Source organism: Sphingorhabdus pulchriflava (genome assembly GCF_003367235.1).
In the GTDB taxonomy this organism is placed as follows: domain Bacteria; phylum Pseudomonadota; class Alphaproteobacteria; order Sphingomonadales; family Sphingomonadaceae; genus Sphingorhabdus_B; species Sphingorhabdus_B pulchriflava.
Genome location: NZ_QRGP01000001.1, coordinates 277731 through 297707, shown reverse-complemented (window position 1 = coordinate 297707; position 19977 = coordinate 277731). Strand labels below are relative to the sequence as shown.

19 protein-coding genes, 1 tRNA gene and 1 pseudogene are annotated in these 19977 nt (G+C 55.6%); 14 read left to right on the top strand and 7 right to left on the bottom strand.

The window, feature by feature from the left end; genetic code table 11:
* The first annotated feature begins 267 nt into the window (after positions 1 to 267).
* Positions 268 to 1113 carry an AraC family transcriptional regulator gene (locus tag DXH95_RS01450; protein ID WP_115547691.1) on the top strand — a complete coding sequence of 282 codons (846 nt, stop codon included), beginning with the start codon at positions 268 to 270 and terminating at the stop codon, positions 1111 to 1113.
* On the opposite strand, the gene DXH95_RS16050 is transcribed toward DXH95_RS01450, so the two are convergent.
* Positions 1088 to 1228, bottom strand: a complete 141-nt coding sequence (locus tag DXH95_RS16050; protein ID WP_181883532.1) for a hypothetical protein — start codon at positions 1226 to 1228, stop codon at positions 1088 to 1090. The two genes, DXH95_RS01450 and DXH95_RS16050, sit on opposite strands and share 26 nt — an antisense overlap.
* 84 nt (positions 1229 to 1312) lie before the next feature.
* On the opposite strand from DXH95_RS16050, the gene DXH95_RS01440 reads away from it, so the two are divergent.
* The 5 genes from DXH95_RS01440 (at position 1313) to DXH95_RS01420 (ending at position 3055) form a co-directional block, all read left to right on the top strand.
* A tRNA-Thr gene (locus DXH95_RS01440) sits at positions 1313 to 1387 on the top strand.
* A 182-nt stretch (positions 1388 to 1569) separates the two neighbouring features.
* Positions 1570 to 1842, top strand: a complete 273-nt coding sequence (locus DXH95_RS01435) for a hypothetical protein (protein WP_147291661.1) — start codon at positions 1570 to 1572, stop codon at positions 1840 to 1842.
* Positions 1839 to 2108 (top strand): GlsB/YeaQ/YmgE family stress response membrane protein, encoded by a 270-nt coding sequence (locus DXH95_RS01430; protein WP_115547688.1) that lies wholly within the window; start codon positions 1839 to 1841, stop codon positions 2106 to 2108. Before DXH95_RS01435 ends, DXH95_RS01430 begins: the two co-directional genes overlap by 4 nt.
* A 173-nt stretch (positions 2109 to 2281) precedes the next feature.
* Complete coding sequence (locus DXH95_RS01425; RefSeq protein ID WP_115549334.1) at positions 2282 to 2818, top strand: glycine zipper 2TM domain-containing protein; 537 nt, start codon at positions 2282 to 2284, stop codon at positions 2816 to 2818.
* Between the two features lie 30 nt (positions 2819 to 2848).
* Complete coding sequence (locus DXH95_RS01420; protein WP_115547687.1) at positions 2849 to 3055, top strand: hypothetical protein; 207 nt, start codon at positions 2849 to 2851, stop codon at positions 3053 to 3055.
* Positions 3056 to 3177: 122 nt separating this feature from the next.
* Here the strand turns inward: DXH95_RS01420 and DXH95_RS01415 are convergent, their stop codons facing one another.
* Entirely contained in the window at positions 3178 to 3528 is a 351-nt protein-coding gene (locus DXH95_RS01415) for a response regulator (protein WP_115547686.1), read from the bottom strand.
* Entirely contained in the window at positions 3529 to 4032 is a 504-nt protein-coding gene (gene dps / locus DXH95_RS01410; RefSeq protein WP_115547685.1) for a DNA starvation/stationary phase protection protein Dps, read from the bottom strand.
* A 169-nt stretch (positions 4033 to 4201) separates the two neighbouring features.
* On the opposite strand from dps, the gene DXH95_RS01405 reads away from it, so the two are divergent.
* On the top strand, positions 4202 to 7810 hold the full coding sequence (locus tag DXH95_RS01405; protein WP_115547684.1) for a chemotaxis protein CheB: 3609 nt from the start codon (positions 4202 to 4204) through the stop codon (positions 7808 to 7810).
* 81 nt (positions 7811 to 7891) lie between these two features.
* Positions 7892 to 9418 carry a glycine zipper 2TM domain-containing protein gene (locus DXH95_RS01400; protein WP_115547683.1) on the top strand — a complete coding sequence of 509 codons (1527 nt, stop codon included), beginning with the start codon at positions 7892 to 7894 and terminating at the stop codon, positions 9416 to 9418.
* A 54-nt stretch (positions 9419 to 9472) separates the two neighbouring features.
* Here DXH95_RS01400 and DXH95_RS01395 read toward each other — a convergent pair whose 3' ends face one another.
* The 3 genes from DXH95_RS01395 to DXH95_RS16045 are packed head-to-tail and all read right to left on the bottom strand — an operon-like array spanning position 9473 to position 10937.
* Positions 9473 to 10249: a sensor histidine kinase gene (locus DXH95_RS01395; RefSeq protein ID WP_115547682.1), complete on the bottom strand. Its 777-nt coding sequence runs from the start codon at positions 10247 to 10249 to the stop codon at positions 9473 to 9475.
* A complete protein-coding gene (locus DXH95_RS01390) occupies positions 10246 to 10788 on the bottom strand; it encodes a sigma-70 family RNA polymerase sigma factor (protein ID WP_115547681.1) in 543 nt (180 codons plus the stop codon). Before DXH95_RS01390 ends, DXH95_RS01395 begins: the two co-directional genes overlap by 4 nt.
* Positions 10785 to 10937, bottom strand: coding sequence for a NepR family anti-sigma factor (locus tag DXH95_RS16045; protein ID WP_181883531.1), 153 nt, complete (start codon positions 10935 to 10937; stop codon positions 10785 to 10787). The genes DXH95_RS01390 and DXH95_RS16045 overlap by 4 nt, the downstream gene beginning before the upstream one ends.
* A 147-nt stretch (positions 10938 to 11084) precedes the next feature.
* On the opposite strand from DXH95_RS16045, the pseudogene DXH95_RS01385 reads away from it, so the two are divergent.
* The 4 genes and pseudogenes from DXH95_RS01385 to DXH95_RS15985 all read left to right on the top strand — a co-directional run.
* A pseudogene (locus DXH95_RS01385) lies at positions 11085 to 11840 on the top strand (response regulator); the annotation flags it as partial.
* Positions 11841 to 12343: 503 nt separating this feature from the next.
* Entirely contained in the window at positions 12344 to 14611 is a 2268-nt protein-coding gene (locus tag DXH95_RS01380; protein ID WP_239016507.1) for a glycosyltransferase family 4 protein, read from the top strand.
* An 8-nt stretch (positions 14612 to 14619) separates the two neighbouring features.
* Positions 14620 to 15903, top strand: coding sequence for a glycoside hydrolase family 130 protein (locus DXH95_RS01375; protein WP_115547679.1), 1284 nt, complete (start codon positions 14620 to 14622; stop codon positions 15901 to 15903).
* A gap of 303 nt (positions 15904 to 16206) precedes the next feature.
* Positions 16207 to 16677 (top strand): hypothetical protein, encoded by a 471-nt coding sequence (locus DXH95_RS15985; protein WP_147291660.1) that lies wholly within the window; start codon positions 16207 to 16209, stop codon positions 16675 to 16677.
* A gap of 2 nt (positions 16678 to 16679) precedes the next feature.
* On the opposite strand, the gene DXH95_RS01370 is transcribed toward DXH95_RS15985, so the two are convergent.
* Positions 16680 to 17450 carry an SDR family NAD(P)-dependent oxidoreductase gene (locus DXH95_RS01370; RefSeq protein WP_239016506.1) on the bottom strand — a complete coding sequence of 257 codons (771 nt, stop codon included), beginning with the start codon at positions 17448 to 17450 and terminating at the stop codon, positions 16680 to 16682.
* A 72-nt stretch (positions 17451 to 17522) separates the two neighbouring features.
* Here DXH95_RS01370 and DXH95_RS01365 point away from each other — a divergent pair, with 72 nt between their 5' ends.
* Together DXH95_RS01365 and DXH95_RS01360 are read left to right on the top strand one after the other, a co-directional pair.
* Positions 17523 to 18689, top strand: coding sequence for an acyl-CoA dehydrogenase family protein (locus DXH95_RS01365; protein WP_115547678.1), 1167 nt, complete (start codon positions 17523 to 17525; stop codon positions 18687 to 18689).
* Positions 18682 to 19857 carry an acyl-CoA dehydrogenase family protein gene (locus DXH95_RS01360; RefSeq protein ID WP_239016505.1) on the top strand — a complete coding sequence of 392 codons (1176 nt, stop codon included), beginning with the start codon at positions 18682 to 18684 and terminating at the stop codon, positions 19855 to 19857. The genes DXH95_RS01365 and DXH95_RS01360 overlap by 8 nt, the downstream gene beginning before the upstream one ends.
* Positions 19858 to 19977 lie beyond the last annotated feature (120 nt).

Below are 19977 nucleotides of genomic sequence, written 5' to 3'. Positions count from 1 at the left end.
GGCGGGCTAGGCGCGGTGCAATCGTAATAACGTCCCAAAACGGTGCGCGTAGATTAATTTTTGGCCGAAAATGTCAAATGTAAATTACGGCCATGACGATTCCATGCAAGAAAATGTCATCCTCTTGGTGCATACCGTCTTTGCGACCCGAAGGGCTCAACGTCGAAAGACAAGAGTTCTTGACCTAGATAGGCCTGCCCTTGCGGCAGGCCTTTTTTTTATTCGGTATTCGCCTATCATGCGGCCTTAGGGAGCCCCGGTCGCAAAATGATCAATGTCCAATACCAAGCGCCGACGGAGCAGCTGCAACAGCTGGTGTCTTCACTCTATCGCTTCGACTATAGCGGCCATGCGCTGCGCGAGGTTGAACGCGCAGATCGGGCCCAGTTCCGCATCATGCTATACGGTCAAGGTTCCTATCGCTTTGCCGACGGCAATGAGTATCCGACCTATCCGGTGACGGTCATCGGCCCCACCACACGCCCGTTCGAAGCAATCGCATCCGGGCCGGTCAGCATTTTCGGCTGGGGCATGCTGCCGGCGGGATGGGCAGCATTGATGGGTGCCGAAGCTGAAAACTGGATCGACAAGGCATTCGACGCCCGCCGCATATTTGGCGACACGATTATGGATTTACGAGAGGAGTTGATTGCGCTGGCCGAACCTGCTGCGCAATTTGCGCTCGGAGAGGCCGCTGCCGCCGAGATTTACCGCAATCTGGACGGCGCACCCTTTGAATTCACCGCGATGGTCGACCGCTGGCTGGTGGACGACAGCGACCCGGATGTTGATGTCCTGATAGCCGAATCGGGCTTATCGCCCCGGCAGCTCGAACGTATGACCAAGCGCTATTATGGCATGCCACCCAAAAAGCTGTCGCGTAAATACCGTGCGCTGCGCGCGGCAAACCGGATTGCGCACGGCGACAGCCTAGATAACAGCGATCTCGGCTTGGCCTTTTATGACCAGTCACATTTGACGCGCGAAGTGAAGCAGTTCACCGGACTAACGCCGGGGCAGTTGCGTGCTGGCACGTCCAAGCTGACCACAGCGACCATGATGGGGCGAAGCGCCCTTGGTGGAAAAGTCAGTCCTTTGATTTCGGACAGTTAGATTCGCGCTTTTTCGCGCGGAGGGCATCGCTATCCTGCGCCTTGCGTCGCCGCAAATTGGTGCGCAAGGCCTCTGCAAGACGTTCCTCGCGCGATGGGGTCTGGGGCTTTGTCATGATTTCCCGATGCCAAAGCCAAGCTTTGCGCGCAAGCGGCTTGACAAGCGCCGCGTCGCTAAGCATAGGGCCGCCTCTTCCGGCGCTGCTGTAGCTCAGTGGTAGAGCACTCCCTTGGTAAGGGAGAGGCCGCGAGTTCAATCCTCGCCAGCAGCACCATTCATTTTCCCAAAATCACGCCGATGCCCGAGCCCATCTCACATATGCGATTAAATCGCGTATTTTCTGTGACTTGCCGGAGAATGATTTTGGGAACTGGTGCCTAGAGACCGCGCTGGAAGACAGTATCTCCACATTTTTGGGATTTCTCTCTTGGGGCCAAAATGCCGTTCCCAAAACTGATGCACGATTTTGTCCGGCTGCAAACCTTAGGCATTTGGGGAATGATGCCATGCTTATTGTGGGAAGCTACATTTGAGAAGAGAAATCCGAGAAAAGTGCTTCAGTCGTTCAACAGCATCACGGAGACTTTTGCAGTCCACATTCCTTTGACGAAACAGAACCAAGGCGCTCGTCAATCTGTGATGCAGTATCTCACAACCGATAAAGTTTATCCGGAACATAATACTGCCTCGACAGTTTCACCTGACTATCAATCAGGAGACAGAAAATGAATCTCATCATCATGCTTATTGTCGGAGGCGTGCTTGGCTGGCTTGCCAGCATCATCATGCGTACCGATGGACAACAGGGGTTGTTCCTGAACGTCGTTGTTGGCGTCATCGGTGCGGCACTGGCTGGCTACATAATCACACCATTTCTTGGCGGCGCACCAATTACATCGGGCGCTCTGGATTTCAAATCATTAGGCGTTTCGTTGCTGGGAGCAATCGTCCTGCTCGGTATCGTCAATCTTGTACGTCGTGGTTCAATCCGCTGACATTTGTTCCAGACATCCGCCGACGATAAAAGGGCTCGCTGATGTTCAGCGGGCCTTTCTCTTGCAAACTATCTGCGGAAATGACGGCACATCACATAGTCCCGGTGAAAAGTTTCCGCCGCAAAGGGCACAAAACATCTCCCCGCAAGTTCTCACTCCACAAGGAGAACGACATGCGCAATATTCTAATCGCTGCAGTGCTGGGTATAGTCGCCCTGCCAAGCAGCCAGCTTCTTGCCAATGACCGGCAAGGTTCGAGCGAGCGAAGCCGCGACGGTGAATTGTCCGAACGACGTTTCGAAGGACATGATAACCGCCGCTTCGAAGGGCACGACAACCGTCGCGTCAAAGCCAACCAGAAAATCAAACAGCAACGCCGTGCTGCATGGCAGGATTATAAACGGTATGACTATAACCGCTACGACCCGAAATATGGCGGCTATCAGGCCGAGCGTTATTATCGGGATGGTCGCTATTACCAGCAGCGCCGGCTTACCAACAATGATCGCGTCTATCGTGGTTCAAATTCGCGCTATTATTGCCGCCGCAATGACGGAACGACAGGCCTGATCATCGGTGCGATCGGCGGCGGGCTGCTCGGTCGATCGATAGCCCCCAGCAGATCAAAGACACTCGGTGCCATATTGGGTGGTACCGGTGGCGCACTCATCGGCCGGTCGATTGGTCGAAATGGCCTCAGCTGCAGATAATCGTCCCCCGGAACCTGAAAGGAACACACCATGATTACCAAGAAATCAGCCAAAAAAAGCCTGAAGCATTTCAAAAAAGCAGCGATCGATGGATATGAAAACATCAGCGCGAACGAAAAAATGGCCGGCGCCGCTCTGATAGGGGTTGGTGTCGGGGTTGCTTCAACCTTGCTCACGCCGATAGTCAAAAGTTTGGTTGCGGCCAAACCAGCCAAGAAATCCAAAGCTACCGCTTGAATGCACTAACGGGTGTCTTTGACGCCTGAATGCGCAACAAGGAAGGGCCGGGCAATTTAAATCGGTATTGCCCGGCCTTTCAACATCTGCGGTTTAGCAGCATTACGGCGATTGCCGAGCTACTACGCCATCACCCGATCGATCGCTGCAATCAGATCCGCTTCGTCAAATGGCTTTTGGATAATAATCGCTTCGGGCTTTTCCGATTTCAACCGGGCCAAATCGCCTGTCATGAAAATATGCGGAACTGCGCGCTCGGCCGTGGCCTGCAAAACCGCATCGACTCCGCTGCTATCCCTCAATCCGGGATCGACAATCATCAGATCGGGTTGATGCTGATGCGCTGCGGCGATCGTCTCGTCAGCAGTCGAAGCGATAGCGCATACATCATGTCCCAAATCGGTGAGTACCTCGGCCAAAAGCACAGCGATTACCGCTTCGTCTTCAGCAATCAGGATACGAAGCGGGTTCATTTATTTGCCTCTGGAGAGCTCGACCTTTTTGGGTGCGAGGTGCGATTCGACAAACCATAGCTGCTGATCGACGCCGCGGGAAATCTCCGTGAACAAATCTGCCGTTGTAGCATCGCCGATAGTAGCCGATTTTTCGATCGCATCGATCACCGAGCCGCCAAATGCCGCCAGAGCGCCGGATACGGCGAACAGATGCTGCAGTTCGTCGGCTATACCAAGCGGATAGGGTATCAGAAATGATTTCTGAGCCGCAGTCTGGATGGTTCCATTTGCTGTGCCGCCCAAGCCGCCGGCGCGTTCTGCAATCAAGTCAGAGAAATCCTCAACCTCTGCCGATACTTTATCGAAAAGCTCGTGGATGGCGATGAAACCTGGCCCACGAACATTCCAGTGCGCCTGCTTCAATTGGGCATGCAGGTCGATGGCTGCTGCGAGATGTAGATTGAGCAATTCGACAGATTGAGTCCGGATTTCTTCGGACAAGCTGTTGTGCGTTTTTTGCATGGCTTTTCTCCAGATGGAGAGAAGAGAACGCGGACCAAAGGTGAAGGTTCCAACCTTAGTTTGACTTTCGACGAAAATGGGCGGTCTATGTAAAAGTCTGTATCCTTCCAAAATCGGAAGGCCGCGGTCTCGCCTCCGCCGGGGGCAATGCCGCAAAGGCAAGGCAGCTATGCCGGACATGCAATACCCAGTTGAATTTCCAGTTGTCGGGGTCGGAGCGTCTGCAGGAGGCCTTGAAGCTTTTTCTGGATTGCTGGAGGCTATTTCCGATACCTCCGGCAAAGCATTTATCTTTGTCCAGCATCTGGATCCCAAACATGAGAGCTTGCTGGTCGACCTGCTGGGCACTCATACCAGCCTTCAGATCAAGCAAGCGACTGAGGGGCTACGTGTCGATCCAAACCATATCTATATCATTCCGCCCAGCGCTTATCTGGCAGTCCGTAAAGGCGTGCTGCACATTACGCGGCCTTCGTCGAAGCATGGTGCGCGTCTGCCATTCGACTTTCTCCTAAAGTCGCTGGCGGAAAACTATGGGCCGCGGGCGATGGCCGTCGTGCTTTCAGGCACCGGTGCAGATGGCAGCGAGGGTATTTCTGCCATCAAGAACAAAGGCGGCATCGTTTATGCACAGGACCCCAGCGAAGCCGAATATGGTGGCATGCCCGAATGCGCCATCGATACCGGATGTGTCGATGCAACCGCCACGGTGGCAGCCATTGGCAGTCTGCTCTCTATGCGCACAGCCAACCCGTCCGCACAGTCAGATCAGCGCGATGCGCAAACGGCAATTATCGAACTTTTACGGGCAACGACGCCGCATGATTTCCGGCTCTACAAGCCAGGCACGTTGCAACGCCGGATCGAGCGCCGCATGCTGCTTGCCAGTATTTCACCGGAAAAAATGGCCGACTATCTGGAGAGGCTGCAGCAGGATCACGAAGAGAGGGATCTACTCGCCAAGGATCTACTCATCAATGTCACCAGTTTTTTCCGCGATCCCAAGGTGTTTGAGACACTTGGCACCACGTTCTTACCTGATCTGATCGCCAAGCATCCGGCGAACGAGCCGCTCCGGATTTGGGTTGCCGGATGCAGTACCGGTGAAGAAGCCTATTCTTTTGCAATAGTTTTTCGTGAAGTCCTTACGGCGCTCAATAGCCGGATAAAGCTGCAAGTCTTCGCCTCGGATGTTGATGCCGACGCTGTGGGATTCGCCCGCGAGGGAATCTATCCCGCCACGATTGCCGCCGATGTTTCCCCTGAAAGGCTTGCGCGCTTCTTCATTGCGGACGGGCAAGGCTATCGCGTGACGCGAGAGTTGCGATCGACGGTGGTATTTTCCGTACAGGATATATTGTCCGACCCGCCCTTCTCGCGTCTCGATCTGGTTTCGTGCCGCAATCTACTGATTTATTTGGGCCCTGAAGCACAGGCGAAGGTCATTGCAATTTTGCATTTTGCGTTACGCAATGACGGTATCCTGTTGCTTGGGAATGCGGAAACCATTGCAAATGTAGAAGGTCGCTTTGAAATCCTGTCCAAGGACAAGCGGATTTACCGGCATTTGGGTCGAACTGGTCTGGCTGGAGTCGGCTTTCATATGAATGCGGACAATTTGCTTCGTCTGCCGCCCGGAATTGGTCAACGCTCAGTTGGTAAGCGACATGCTTCGCTGGCGGAGTTTTGCGAGCAACAGGTGCTTGATCGCTATGCCCCGGCTGCGGTTTTGATTAACCGAAATCAGGAGTGTCTTTACACAGTAGGGCCTGTTGAGCGCTATTTGCAGATCGCAGCAGGGCATCCGACGCATGACCTTTTGGCGATGGTTGCGCCGACGCTGCGGGCGCATTTGCGTACCGCGCTTTTGGCAGTGAACCCGGCGTCCCCTTCGGTGGTAAAGCCGGGTGGCAAGATCGATAGTGCACCATTCAACATCGAGGTGCAGTCAGTCGATTATGAGGGCGAAGAACTGCGCCTAGTGTGCTTCCTCGACGCACCGATGCGCAACAGCAAAGTCGCGCCCTCCCCCGTCACAACCGAGTCTGAACGAATAAATGAACTGGAAAAGGAACTGCAGGTCACGCGATCCGAGCTGCAAGTCGCCATCAACAATCTGGAAATGTCGGTTGAAGAGCAGCACGCCGTCAATGAGGAGGCATTGTCGGTCAATGAAGAGTTTCAGTCGACCAACGAAGAACTGCTGACTTCCAAGGAAGAGCTCCAATCCCTCAACGAAGAACTGACCGCCTTGAACAGCCAGTTGCAGGAGTCGCTGGAACGGCAGCGAACGACATCAAACGACCTGCAGAACGTGCTGTATAGCACCGATGTTGCGACGCTGTTCCTCGACATGCAGTTCAACATTCGTTTTTTCACACCCGCGACCCGGGCCTTATTCAGCATCATAGCATCAGACATCGGCAGGCCGTTGTCCGACCTTAATTCATTGGCCTCTGACACAGCGCTTCTCGAAGATGCCCGGACGGTCTTGGAGTCGCTAGACCCAATCGATCGCGAAATCCAAGTGGGTGGTGATATCTGGTTTGTCAGGCGGATCATGCCTTACCGCACCGACAATGGTGTGGAAGGTGTCGTTATCACTTTCACTGATATTTCCGAACGTCGGCATGCTGCCAAAATTGTCGACGAAGCCAAGAAGGCAGCAGAAAGGGCGACGGTTGCCAAATCGCGGTTCCTCGCGGTCGCTAGCCACGATCTCCGCCAACCCCTGCAGACATTATCTTTGTTGCAGGGACTGCTCGCAAAATCGGTCGAGGGAGAAAAACCACAACGGCTTGTAGCGCGGCTAGATGAGACGCTGGGTGCGATGACCGGGATGATCAACACGCTGCTCGATATCAATCAGATCGAGGCGGGAACGATTACGACACAAATATCGCGCTTTCCAATCAGCGATTTGCTCGATCAATTGCGCGACGAGTTTAGTTATCATGCGAAGGCCAAGAAACTCGAACTGCGAGTGGTCCAGTGCAGCGTTGTCGTCCAGACCGACAGACGGCTGCTGGAACAGATGCTGCGAAATCTGCTTTCAAATGCCCTCAAATATACCGAGCGGGGCAGGATACTGATGGGGTGCCGACGGCTGGCCGACGGCATCAGCATAGAGATACTTGATGCAGGCATCGGTATCGCCCCCGATCAGATCCACGCGATTTTTGATGAATATCACCAAGTCGACAATGCCGCGCGCGAGCGTAGCCGGGGACTGGGTCTGGGATTGTCGATTGTGCAGCGGTTGGGCAAGTTGCTCGGTCACCCGGTCCGGGTCAGATCTGTTCTCGGAAAAGGTTCGGCCTTTGCCGTTGAAGTGAAATTGCCATTGAATGAACTCGTCGACGGCCCAGCCCCGGCTACCGCGAGTTCAAAAGCCAACACGTTCCGGACCGCGAATATACTCATCGTCGAAGATGATCCAGAAGTCAGGCTGTTGCTGGAGCAATTGCTATCCGACGAGGGCCATATCACCGCGACAGCTGTGGATGGTAAGGCATCGCTCAAGCTTGTCGAAAGCGGCAAAATGCAGCCTGATCTCGTTTTGGCGGACTATAATCTGCCGAAGGGGATGAACGGGCTCCAATTGGCCACCAAATTGCGGACGATGATAAATACTGAGCTACCGGTGATCATTTTGACGGGGGATATTTTGACCGAGACGATGCGCGAAGTCGCCGCGCAAAATTGTATGCAGCTCAACAAACCGGTTAAGGTTGGCGAACTGTCAAAAACCATTCAGAAGCTTTTGGCGCGGCCTTAAAACGGCGCTGAGGGAACATTTCGTCACTTGCATTGTTTAGGCATCAGGAAATGTGCATGCGCACGTTTCAGGAGTTTTCCCATGCGTAAGTCCATATTGTTCCTGAGTGTCGCGATAGCGACGCTCACCCCATCCGTCGCGTCAGCACAGCAAAGCTGTGAACGGCAGCGTTCAACTCGCGTTATAGCCACAGTAGCCGGCGCCGGCGTAGGCGGACTCGCTGGCAACACAGTTGCGGGTCGTGGCGACAAAACCGTCGGCACTGTCATCGGCGCTGTTGCCGGGGCGATCATAGGCAATCAGCTAGCCAAGCCCGACGGCGATTGTGCTCATGCCTATGGCTATTATGACAGCGACAATCGCTGGCACTCGACCGGCATCGATTCACAACGAGCAACCGGATATTTCGATCGCGAAGGCGATTGGGTTCGAGGCGTGCCTGCAGGTTATTATGACCGTGACAATCGCTGGATCAGCAATACCGGCTCAGCATCCGAAAATGGCGCTTATGGCGATCAGAACCATTGGGTGCCTGCGTCCGCAAATGGCTATTATGACCGAAACGATGTCTGGATAGCCGGAACCGCGGTCGGCTATTATGACGAACGTGGTCGCTGGGTTAGCGCAGCCACGACTGGCCATTATGACAGCAACGGTCGCTGGATCGCCGGAACAGCAGCTGGTTATCGTGACAATGCAGGCAATTGGGTGACCGAAGCTCAGCCCGGCTATTACGACAATCAAGGGCGCTGGCAGGCTGGTCGTGCGGCTGGATATTATAATGGGCGTGGCCAGTGGGTCGCGACCGAAGCCGGTAATGACGACAATGACAACCGTCGTGCCAATTCCTATGGCTATTATGACAATCAAGGCATGTGGCACGCGCAAAGCGTCAATCGCGAACGCGCCGCGGGCTATTATGACCGCAACAATGTCTGGGTCGATGGCGCACCAAATGGCTATTATGATAGCAATGGCAGATGGGTCGCGCAGAGCGGCGACATTTCAAACAGCGGTGCCTATGACCAGCAGGGGCGCTGGATCCCGGCATCAGCCAATGGCTATTATGATACAAATGGCGAATGGCATGCCGGTTCCGCCAGCGGTTATTATGACAGCCGCGGACGCTGGGTTGCTGGGGCTACCAATGGCCAATATGACAGTCGGGGTCGCTGGATAGCTGGAGCCCCAACCGGCCGCCGGGACGCCAATGGCCGCTGGATTGCGGACCCTACACCTGGCTATTACGACACCAATGGACGTTGGCATGTAGGGCAAACCTCAGGCTATTATGATAGCCGGGGTCGCTGGGTGAACACTTCCCCCGGCATGATTGGCGGAGACTATGCGCAGATGCCGCAAGACATCCGCGCCCAGATTGCCTGGTTGGACAATTATATCCGGTCAGCCGCCGCACAGCGAAGCATCAGCGCGGCCTTGTCCCAACGCTCATTGCGCGATCTGCGGATGATCCGCACCAGTGAAAGAGCGATGCGCCACGATCGCGATGGCAATCTTTCCATTCGCAACGAGGCATCAATCCAGCTGCGCCTCGATCGGTTGAGTGATCGGTTGAACATCAGGCAGGATATGCGACGTCCTTACTGATACTGGTAATCATCGAAAATCAAACCCGCCTTCCGTAAATCGGAGGGCGGGTTTTCAGTGCCGCAACGCATAGTTCAACACGACGTGAGTTCCGTTCTCGAGCGAGCTGTCGATAGTCAATGTGCCGCCCAGCTGGTGCGCAAGCGCGACCATCAGTTGTCCACCCATTGACGCAGTTTTGCGTTCAGCCGGGGTGAAGCCAGCACCATTGTCGACAACCTTTAACCGAGCCGTTTTTTCTTCGACAGCAAACGTCACCACAATTTTGCCGCGTCGCTGTTCCGGAAAGGCATGGCCAAAGGCATTGGTAACGGCCTCTACCGTGAGCAATGCCAACGGTACCGCATCGTCGAACGGAATCTCCAGATCGCTGGCATCGCAGTCTAGCGCGACGCCCGGTTGGTCAGTTGAGGACGATTTCAATTGCTTGCACAATTCGGCAATTAGGGTTGCAGCATTGATGTGCCCCTTTGCACTTTCGTCACCTAATTCGTAGATCAGCCGGTGAATGAGCGCGAGCGCCGCCATGCGCGCACGGGTCTGCCCCAGCGCCTTCTTGGCAGCGGGATCCTGCAAGCTTTTAACCTGCATGTTCAGCAGGCTGGTGACGATCTGCAGGCTGTTCTTGACCCGATGATGCACTTCGTGCGTCAGCAGTTTTTGCACCCGATCACGCTCGACCATGGCGCGAGCGATATTGTCCAGTTCCGCGCCCAGAGCAGCAATATCTGCCGGTGCCCCATCGAAAAGGCATTTGTCCAACACGCAATTCCCCGCTGCAATCTGCTTTGCCTGATTGCTCAGGAGCTCGATCCAGCGACCGGAGGTCATGTCACCCGATCAAACAAGGCGTCGCCATTTTCGAGATCAAGCAGCGTAGCCAGGGCTTTACGTCCTCTGGCTAGTCGGCTTTTGACTGTACCCACGGCGCAGCCGACAATCTCTGCGGCTTCGATATAGGAAACGCCATTGGCCCCAATCAGCAACAGGATTTCGCGCTGCTCGGGCGGAAGCTTTTGCAGCGCCTTGGCTACGTCTGCAACATGGATGGCGTCCTGCTGGCTGGGCGCTTGTACCAGAACGCGTTCAGCAATTTCGGGGTCCCAGCTGACCATTCGGCTGTTCCGACGGACGGTCGTGTAAAACTGGTTGCGCAGAATCATGAACATCCATGCGCGGAAATTTGAGCCCGGCGTGAAGCTTGCACGCGCGGCCCAGGCGCGGGTCATCGCGTCCTGCGCCAAATCATCTGCCATGTCTCGGCCGCCGCAAAGGCCACGGGAAAAAGACCGCAAGGAAGGGATCAGCGCAACCAGAAGGTTACGGAAGATGACGTCGGCTTCGACATCTGCAGGAGACTGCGCCGTCACTGCATAGACTTACCGGCTGCAATCTTGGCGTCTATTTCTTCCAAAATGCGCAGGAAATCATCGGGCAGTTCTTCGCTGGCGACCGCCTCGTGCATTTGTTTCAGCGCAGCTGCGATGGGATCAAATGCACTGTCATCAATGGTCATCATTGTTCCTTTCGAGGAACGGGATTTCGCCATGCTGTCTCGCTCCGGATGCCTGCGTTGGTGAATAAAACTGCCGAGTCAAAAAAAGGTTCCGCGCGCGGGAACATCTTTTGTCCTGCGTGGTTACCATGGTTCCTGCAAGGAGTAGACATGTCTCTGAGAGATTCATTGGGGCCACAGCTCCCTTATTTGCGCCGTTATGCGCGCGCTTTGACCGGTTCGCAAACTTTAGGCGACGCCGCCGTTCGGGAAACACTCGAAGCATTGCTGCTTGCACCAGAGGAATTCGATGAAACCGCACCGCCGCGCGTTGAATTGTACCGCATCTTTCACCGGCTTTGGAAAGGCATGGGCGGTATCGCTGACGCCGACAGCCTAGTCGCCAGACTGCCAGTCCATGCCCGCGAGTCATTGTTGCTCCATGCGATTGAAGGCTTCGGCGTGGACGAAATAGTCACCATCTTGGATAGCAGTATCGAGCTGGTCGAACGCGAAATACGGGAATCCAGGGAGTCGCTCGCCAAGAGCCTGCAGGCCAAGGTGATGATCATCGAGGATGAATCGATCATCGCGCTGCACATCAAATCGATCGCCGAAGAACTGGGGCATGAAATCACCGGCATTGCACGTACACGCAGCGAAGCGATTGCAATGGCAGCAATCACCACGCCTGAACTGGTCCTTGCTGATATCAGTCTAGCCGACGGTTCGAGCGGTATCGAGGCCGTAAACGATGTATTGGACGTAATGGACGTGCCGGTGATTTTCATTACCGCCTTTCCCGAACGTTTGCTGACCGGCGAGCGTCCCGAGCCGACCTATCTGATAACCAAGCCCTTTGAACAACAGACGGTCGCCGCCACGATTGGGCTGGCCTTGCTGGTGCATCGGGAAAACCAGACATCAGGTTCATTGGCGGCAGACCAAGCGATAGGTGACGACGTACCCAATCCACGCAAGCACTTTGACACGCCCGAGATCCTGCTTGCCGACCCCGGCTTGAGCGACGATCAAAAGCAGTCCTTACTCACCGAATGGGATTCCGAAATGGACGGAAGACTGAATGCCGAAGCCGAGGGCATGAGCGCATCCGATCCGATGAGCACACGCAAGGAAGCGCGCCTTGCCGACGAAGCGGGCAAAGTGAAAACTGCGCTGACCGAGTTAGCCGCAAAAAATTCGAGCGCCTGACATTGCGAGCGGAACAATGTCGGCGTTCACAGGTTCTGTCTGGGTAGCGACCATCGGCCCGTCGCCATCGGAGCGAATAACAATCTGACCATTTCGCTATCGATGATGGTCGCGGCAGCAGGTTCGAAAAGTTGACGCGGCTTCGCTGCGTCCACGCGCTCTGGCCATACCCCTCCCCCGGCCTGAGCGCACCCTTTCCAACGTCCGGAGGACATGCGGTGTATAATGTTACAGTTATCGAACCTTGCGAGCAGGAATATATAGCCGCAACACTCAGCCCACCCACAATCGCCACGACGCGCATCGCGTTGATTGGGGGATTTGCACCGCGGCGGTGCGGGATTGCGACCTTCACTGCGGACATTCATTCCGCCCTTGGTATTGCGTCAAACGCGATTGCTATCGACATTTACGCGATGAAGCCTGCGGGTGCCCGGTTTCAGTTTGACGCAGCGGTTACATCGACGATTACCGAAAACAGCCTGAACAGTTTTGTGGCAGCTGCCGCCAAAATCAATCGAAGCGGCGCCGACATTGTCTGGCTTCAGCATGAATTCGGCCTTTTTGGCGGACCAGCGGGCGATCTGATTTTAGAACTGCTCGAACGGGTCGCAGCGCCCTTAATCGTCACCCTCCACACAGTGTTGCCCGAACCCGATGCGGATCAATTGCGGGTGATCCAGGAGCTGGTCGCACGGGCAGCCAAGCTGATTGTCATGTCAGAAGGCGCAGGACGGTTGCTACACACTGTCTACGGCGCAGATGCCGATCAGGTCGTTGTCATTCCGCACGGCGTGCCTGATCGGCCCTTTGGCCGCACGCAAGAATTCAAACGCAAATTCGGTTTTGATGACCGGCAAGTCATGATGACATTCGGTCTCCTTTCATCGGGCAAAGGCATCGAAACGGTAATTGAAGCCCTGCCTGCCATTGTCGAGAAAACACCTGGGACACTCTATTGCATCGTAGGTGCGACCCACCCAAACTTGTTGGCGCGCGAGGGTGAGGCCTACCGCGAACGCCTTCAAGCACAAGCCAAGGCACTTGGCGTTGCCGATCATATTCTTTGGCGGGACGCGTTTCTGGAAAGCGACGAACTGCTCGATCTGATCGAAGCGGCCGACATTTATGTTACTGCTTACCCGGGTGCTGCCCAGGCAACGTCGGGGACCCTTTCTTATGCCGTTGCACTGGGAAAGGCCGTGATCTCGACGCCCTTTGCCCACGCCTTGGAATTGCTGGGCGACGAACATGGCATCCTGGTTCCATTTAACGATAGTGATGCCATCGCCCGCGAAGTCGCTTCCTTGCTCGACGAGCCCGACCGTCGGCTTGCACTGCAGCAACGGGCCTATGCGCGCGGGCGCGATATGCTATGGTCCAGCTTCGCCGCCCAATCGCTCAGAGTCATCGAAAGCGTCAAAATCCGGCGCAACTTGCGGCACATACACGGACCGGTAGGCATCGAGGGCTTACTTCGTATCTGCGACGGCACCGGCATTCTCCAGCACAGCATATTCACCGTCCCCGACCGGTCACACGGTTACTGCGTTGATGATAATGCGCGCGCGCTGATGCTGATGAACCGGTGGGGGTGTGAAACAGAGCCCGATCGCAGCCGTCTGGCATCGACATTTGCAGCTTTCGTCGAAAGTGCATGGAATCCGGAAAGCGGTGAATTCCGGAACTTCATGGGTTTTGATCGAAAATGGCTTGAAAACGCAGGATCACATGACAGTTGCGACCGGACAATATGGGCATTGGGTGCGACTGCGCTGGAAGGCAACAGTGCGGGCATGCGGCGTTGGGCGCGGGGATTGTTTGACCGGACGGCGCAATCCGCCTTTGGGCTGACATCGCCGCGCGCAACAGCCTTCGCGATGCTAGGGGCGGATTATTTGCTCGCGACCGAAACGGGGCATGGCTTGGCCGACCGAATTTTGAATGACGGGGCAATGCGATTGCAGGCGTTGCTTGACGTCCACCGTCGCCCCGTCTGGCTCTGGTTTGAGCCAGTATTGGCCTACGACAATTGCCGGTTGAGCGAAGCGATGATCCGGGCCGGGTTGCGATCGAACCGATCAGACTGGACGAACAGCGGACTGGAAACTTTGTGCTGGCTGTTCGACATCCAGATCGCGCCAGACGGCCACTTCCGTCCTATCGGGTCGGAAAGCTTCGGCCATGCCTATCAACCACCAAAGCCGTTTGACCAGCAGCCTGTCGAAATCTGGGCCGCCATTGACGCTGCCGCTGCTGCATTCGACGCCACCGGGGATCCCATCTGGCTGACCCACGCAGCGCGTGCCTTTGAATGGTTTGCCGGTGCGAATGATAGGGGCATTGCCGTTGCCTGCCGAGCAAGCGGCAGTTGCCATGATGGAATCAACCCTCGCGGATTGAACCTGAATGAAGGGGCAGAATCGCTTCTATCGTTCCAGCTTGCAAATTGTGCGATCCGCGATTTGCTGTCGTTGCCGGAATAACAGAGCCGATGGTGCATCTGTTCCAGCTTGACCAGCGGTTGCATGGCAATCCTGCAAGCGTGGTCGTCCGGCCATTTCACCTCGCATGGCAGGCATCGGGACCCGATCTGGAACGCGTCCAGAAGCTCGCTCGGGACATATTGGAGCTTGATACGCACACCGTGCGCGCCGAGCTGGCGGTGGTGCTTAGCGAGTTTGCCGACCGCCATTGGCAGATCGAACGGGTGTTTGACGATCGCTTTGCCGAAATCATGCCCAAACTCGGATTGGATGGGCAAACGCTCCCGCGCAACACCCGCCGTCTGATTGGTGCCTATTTCTGTCATGAATATAGCTATGCCGCAGCGGCACTAATGAACCCTAGCGTCGTGCGCCATCCCGACCAGTCTGGCCTGCAGGCGGATAGTGTGCGTATATTGCTTTCGCTTCGCGCCGTCGGCGAAGGGCATATTTCCACCATTGCCTTTCGCGAAGGTATCATATCCGCAGGTCGTCAGCTGAAATTGTTCCCTGAACCTTCGCTGGCCACATCTGCGCTGATGCGCCCGCCCAAAGCCGACACGCCAGAGGGCAGCATAGCCCTTTACCGGCACCGCGAGAGCAGCATTTCAGGCACAGTTATCTTCCCGATGACCGAAGCCCAAAGAAACGGGCTGGAGGATTTGAGGCTGGTCGAATTCACCCGAGACAGCGGTAAAAGCGAATGGATCGGAACCTATACAGCCTATAGCGGTCGAAGCATTCGGTCCGAACTTTTGCGCACGAGGGACTTCCGCGATTTCAGCCTGACACCCATTCAGGGTGGGGCCGGGCGCAATAAGGGCATGGCATTGTTTCCAAGAAAAATCAGCGGGCAATTTGCCATGGTCGGGCGGCAGGACGGCAAAAACCTCTATTTGATGCAGTCTGCCAAGATCGATGAATGGGACGGCGGCACATTGATACTGGAACCGCGCTTTCCATGGGAACTGGTGCAGATTGGAAATTGCGGTTCGCCGATCGAGCTGGATGAAGGCTGGCTCCTGTTAACGCACGGAGTGGGCGCAATGCGGAAATATTCGATAGGTGCCGCGCTTCTGGACAAAAATGATCCATCAAAAGTTCTGGGGCGCACCCCCCATCCTATCCTCGCGGCAGCCGATGAAGATCGCGAGGGCTATGTTCCCAATGTTGTTTATACGTGCGGTGCTATCCGTGTCGCAGATGATCTGTTCCTGCCCTATGGGGTTGCCGATAGCTCGGTATGCTTTGCATTTGTTTCGATCAGAGAAATTCTGGACGCCATGGTGTAAAACGCCCAGCGCATACAGTTAGCGTTTTAGACAGCGCCTAAATCGCTCGCTGCAAGCTGAAGCAATGCATGACTGAGCTGAGTAGGTGTCGATACACTGGCCGTCAAAATAATCGTGAACGGCAGTCCGATTTCAGATCGAGAAAAACTGGGATCAAACACCGGACATGTAAGCCAAAGCGATCCTCGCGAATGTCGCAAATCGGCGATTAAACCAACCCAATCCCCCCATCCGTCCATCCCAAGCCCCAATAGTGCAGAGGATAACTCTGTCCGTCTTTGCGGGCCATGCGTCGGCTATCGTATGGCCCGCAACCCCGGACCCGTCCCGCTCATCGCACAACCTATCCCGCTCATCCAAAATCAAACCCGCCGTTGCTACATTCGATCCCACAGCAAGGTCCGGGCATCCCGCCTTTCCGTTTCAAATCCCACGATAGGTGGCGGCTATCCCACCGTAGCGATCAAATATCCCACCATACCGGAGTCACATCCCGCCAAAAATCGTTCCGTTGGGGTTCAAATCCCGGTTTTTGGGAAGGGAATTCGCTGTTCGAAGGGGGTGAATTCCCTGTTATGCGTTCGGGAATTCCCTGTTATTTTTGCAGAAAAATCACCCGAATACCTCAGAAAAGCAGCGCTTTCAGGCGCTATTTGCTCAAATCAACAGGCCAAAAATGGGCATATTCCCTGTAAATTCCCGCAGAACAGGGAATTTTCTGGAGAGACCAGAGCGAGCGGAACTGCAAGCAGCACCATTTATTTCCCATCCTGAAATCACAGCGAATAGAGCAGATGCCCGCCGTCGACGATGATGTCGCTGCCGGTCATGAACCGTGACGCGTCTGATGCCAGCAACAGCAAAGCGCCGTCCAGATCGGGAAAGTCGCCAAAGCGGCGCATCGCGATCCTTTTGCGCATCGCTTCTCCCGCTTCCGAAGCGAGGAATTCGCGATTGAGATCGGTCGCAAAATAGCCAGGCGAGATCGAGTTCACCCTGATGTCATAGCGCGCCAGTTCCTGCGCGAGCTGCCGTGTCATATGCAGCACCCCCGCCTTCGAAACGCTGTAAGGCGCAGCACCTTTCATGCCCTGATGTCCGGTTATCGAAGCAATGTTAATGATTGATCCGCCCTGCCCCCGCTCACGCATTTGCCGGGCGGCAGCTGTTGCCACCTGCCATACGCCTTTTAGATTGATGTCCATGACATAATCGTAATCGTCTTCGGTCAGCCCCAGGACCGATCCCGACTTTTCCACCCCGGCATTGTTGACGATGATGTCGAGAGGTCCTGCATCTGCAATTGCCTGTTCGACACTGGCATTGTTCGACACGTCGATGGTAACAGCTGAAGCCGAACCGCCGGATTTCCGGATTTCAGCGACCAGCGCTTCCAACGGCTCCCTCCGGCGCGCGGCAACCACCACTTCCGCATTGCTCGCAGCCAACACCCGTGCAAAATGTGCCCCGAAACCTTCGCTTGACGCACCCGTCACCAATGCCCGTTTGCCCGAAAGATCTGCCTTGAGTTGCATTTTGTCCGTCATCCCTTGATATGTGGTTCAAAGTAGTTATCGAATAGCATTAGATAAAGTTCAAGCCCCTATGGGAGAGGTGCATTGTCCGACAGTCCAGAACAATTGGCCGAATTTCGTGACGAGGTACGCAATTTTTTTGCGACGGACTATCCTCAATCGGTCCGTGAAAAAATAGCGCGTGGGCAACGGTTGGAGAAGGCAGACCAGATCCTCTCGCAGCAGGCACTGAACGCAAAGGGCTGGTTTGGCGTGGGCTGGCCGAAAGAGGATGGCGGCACCGGGTGGTCCGCAGTCGAGCGCTATATCTTCGATCAGGAACTCGACCTTGCGGGTGCGGCGCCGATCATCCCGATGTCGGTAATCTATATCGGGCCCATTGTCTGCGCCTTCGGTACGCCTGAGCAAAAGGCGCGCTGGCTATCTGGCATTCTCGAATCGCGGGACTTCTGGGCGCAGGGTTATTCAGAACCGGAATCAGGGTCTGACCTTGCCAGTCTGCGGCTGTCTGCGGTGCGCGACGGCGATGACTATATCATCAACGGTGCCAAAATCTGGACCTCCGGCGCGCATTGGGCAAACTGGATTTTCTGCCTCGCGCGTACATCCAAAGAAGCGCGCAAGCAGGATGGCATTTCGATGATCTGCGTGCCGATGGATCAGCCGGGAGTTACCGTGCACCCCATCCCGCTGATCGATGGTTCGGCCGAGCTCAACCGCGTCGAGTTCGACAATGTCCGCGTGCCTGCCGAATTTCGCATCGGCGATGAAGGCAGGGGTTGGTATTATGCCAATGTCCTGCTGAAGAACGAGCGGCTTTCCTATGCCCATATCGGCGCCAAACGGCGCGATATCGAACGGCTGCGTGCGCGTCTGGCACAATGGAATGAGAGCGGCGAAAAGGCGGCGCTTGTTCACAAGCTGGCGAGCATCGAGGCCAAACTCGACGTCATCGAAACCGCAATATTGCGCGTCCTCGGCACCGATATGGAGATGTCGACGGCCGCCTTCCTGAAAATTGCCTGCACCGAATGCGCACAGGCAATCACAGCACTTGCAGTCGATATTGCGGGACCCGCCCGGGCGGCAATGCCCGACCGTTCGCTAGCGGACTGGGACAAGATTGCTCCCCTCGTGCCGCCAGCCTGTGCCATCGCGCCGCAATCCTACTTCTTCGAGCGAGCACAGACCATCTATGGTGGCTCAACCGAAATCCAGAAAAACATCATGTGGAGGGCCATAAGTGGCTGAAAAATTATCTGACCGGGCATTGGAAATCGGCGCGAATGTTGAACGATTCGTGCGCAATGTCGTCATTCCTTATGAGAAGGACACGCGCCGCGACCATCATGGCGCACCGCTGGACGAGCTGGTATATGAGATGCGCGACAAAGCGCGCGCGGCAGGAGTGTTGACGCCGCACATCCTTGCCGACGGATCACATCTTACGCAGCTTGAAACAGCCTATGTGCTGCAAAAGTCCGGGCTATCGCCACTCGGACCACTTGCTGTGAACACCATGGCTCCCGACGAAGGCAATATGTACTTGATCGGCCATGTTGGCAGTCCGGAGATGAAGCAACGCTTCCTCAAGCCGCTGGTCGAAGGGCGGGCGCGATCGGCCTTTTTCATGACTGAACCGGCGGGAGAAAATGGCGCTGGTTCAGACCCGTCGATGATGAAAACGACCTGCAAGCTCGATGGCAATCACTGGGTAATTAACGGCAGGAAAGCATTCATCACGGGGGCTGAAGGTGCAAGTGTCGGCATCGTCATGGCAAAAGCCGATGAGGGTGCATGCATGTTCCTTGTCGATCTGCCCGATCCCGCGATCCGCATAGAGCATGTGCCCAATACCATCGACAGCTCGATGCCCGGCGGACATGCCACCGTGATCATAGACAATCTGCGCGTGCCCGCCGACCAGATGCTCGGCGTTGCCGGTGAAGGTTTCAAATATGCGCAAATCCGCCTTTCGCCTGCCCGCCTGTCGCACTGCATGCGCTGGCATGGCTGCTGCGAGCGAGCGCACGAAATAGCGTCAGACTATGCCAACCGACGAGAGGCATTTGGCAAGCCGCTGATCGACCATGAAGGCGTCGGCTTCATGCTGGCCGAAAATCTGATCGACCTGAAGCAGGCGCAGTTGATGATTGATTGGTGTGCGTCGGTGCTCGACACAGGATCGCTCGGCACGGTCGAAAGTTCGATGACCAAGGTTGCTGTTTCTGAGGCACTCATGCGTATCGCCGATCGTTGTGTGCAGGTCATGGGTGGTACCGGGGTAACCGATGCCACAATTGTCGAGCAAATCTTCCGCGAAGTTCGCGCATTCCGCATCTATGATGGCCCAACTGAGGTTCACAAATGGAGCCTCGCCAAAAAGATCAGGCGCGACTGGAAGGCGGCTCAGAGCTGAGTGTTCAGGCCCACCGAAAGCTTGTTGCGCAGCGATGTCCGAAGCAATCGTCAGCGCAGAAATAGTTTGCAACCTTTGGTAAACAATGGGACAGATATCGCCTGACGGGGCTGCAATGGT

What these genes read in the sequence shown, in the direction of transcription:
- DXH95_RS01450 (WP_115547691.1), top strand. Translation starts at nt 268, where the DNA reads ATGATCAATGTCCAATACCAAGCGCCGACGGAGCAGCTGCAACAGCTG.
- DXH95_RS16050 (WP_181883532.1), bottom strand. Translation starts at nt 1,228, where the DNA reads ATGACAAAGCCCCAGACCCCATCGCGCGAGGAACGTCTTGCAGAGGCC.
- DXH95_RS01435 (WP_147291661.1), top strand. Translation starts at nt 1,570, where the DNA reads ATGCACGATTTTGTCCGGCTGCAAACCTTAGGCATTTGGGGAATGATG.
- DXH95_RS01430 (WP_115547688.1), top strand. Translation starts at nt 1,839, where the DNA reads ATGAATCTCATCATCATGCTTATTGTCGGAGGCGTGCTTGGCTGGCTT.
- DXH95_RS01425 (WP_115549334.1), top strand. Translation starts at nt 2,282, where the DNA reads ATGCGCAATATTCTAATCGCTGCAGTGCTGGGTATAGTCGCCCTGCCA.
- DXH95_RS01420 (WP_115547687.1), top strand. Translation starts at nt 2,849, where the DNA reads ATGATTACCAAGAAATCAGCCAAAAAAAGCCTGAAGCATTTCAAAAAA.
- DXH95_RS01415 (WP_115547686.1), bottom strand. Translation starts at nt 3,528, where the DNA reads ATGAACCCGCTTCGTATCCTGATTGCTGAAGACGAAGCGGTAATCGCT.
- dps (WP_115547685.1), bottom strand. Translation starts at nt 4,032, where the DNA reads ATGCAAAAAACGCACAACAGCTTGTCCGAAGAAATCCGGACTCAATCT.
- DXH95_RS01405 (WP_115547684.1), top strand. Translation starts at nt 4,202, where the DNA reads ATGCCGGACATGCAATACCCAGTTGAATTTCCAGTTGTCGGGGTCGGA.
- DXH95_RS01400 (WP_115547683.1), top strand. Translation starts at nt 7,892, where the DNA reads ATGCGTAAGTCCATATTGTTCCTGAGTGTCGCGATAGCGACGCTCACC.
- DXH95_RS01395 (WP_115547682.1), bottom strand. Translation starts at nt 10,249, where the DNA reads ATGACCTCCGGTCGCTGGATCGAGCTCCTGAGCAATCAGGCAAAGCAG.
- DXH95_RS16045 (WP_181883531.1), bottom strand. Translation starts at nt 10,937, where the DNA reads ATGATGACCATTGATGACAGTGCATTTGATCCCATCGCAGCTGCGCTG.
- DXH95_RS01375 (WP_115547679.1), top strand. Translation starts at nt 14,620, where the DNA reads ATGGTGCATCTGTTCCAGCTTGACCAGCGGTTGCATGGCAATCCTGCA.
- DXH95_RS15985 (WP_147291660.1), top strand. Translation starts at nt 16,207, where the DNA reads ATGGCCCGCAACCCCGGACCCGTCCCGCTCATCGCACAACCTATCCCG.
- DXH95_RS01370 (WP_239016506.1), bottom strand. Translation starts at nt 17,450, where the DNA reads ATGACGGACAAAATGCAACTCAAGGCAGATCTTTCGGGCAAACGGGCA.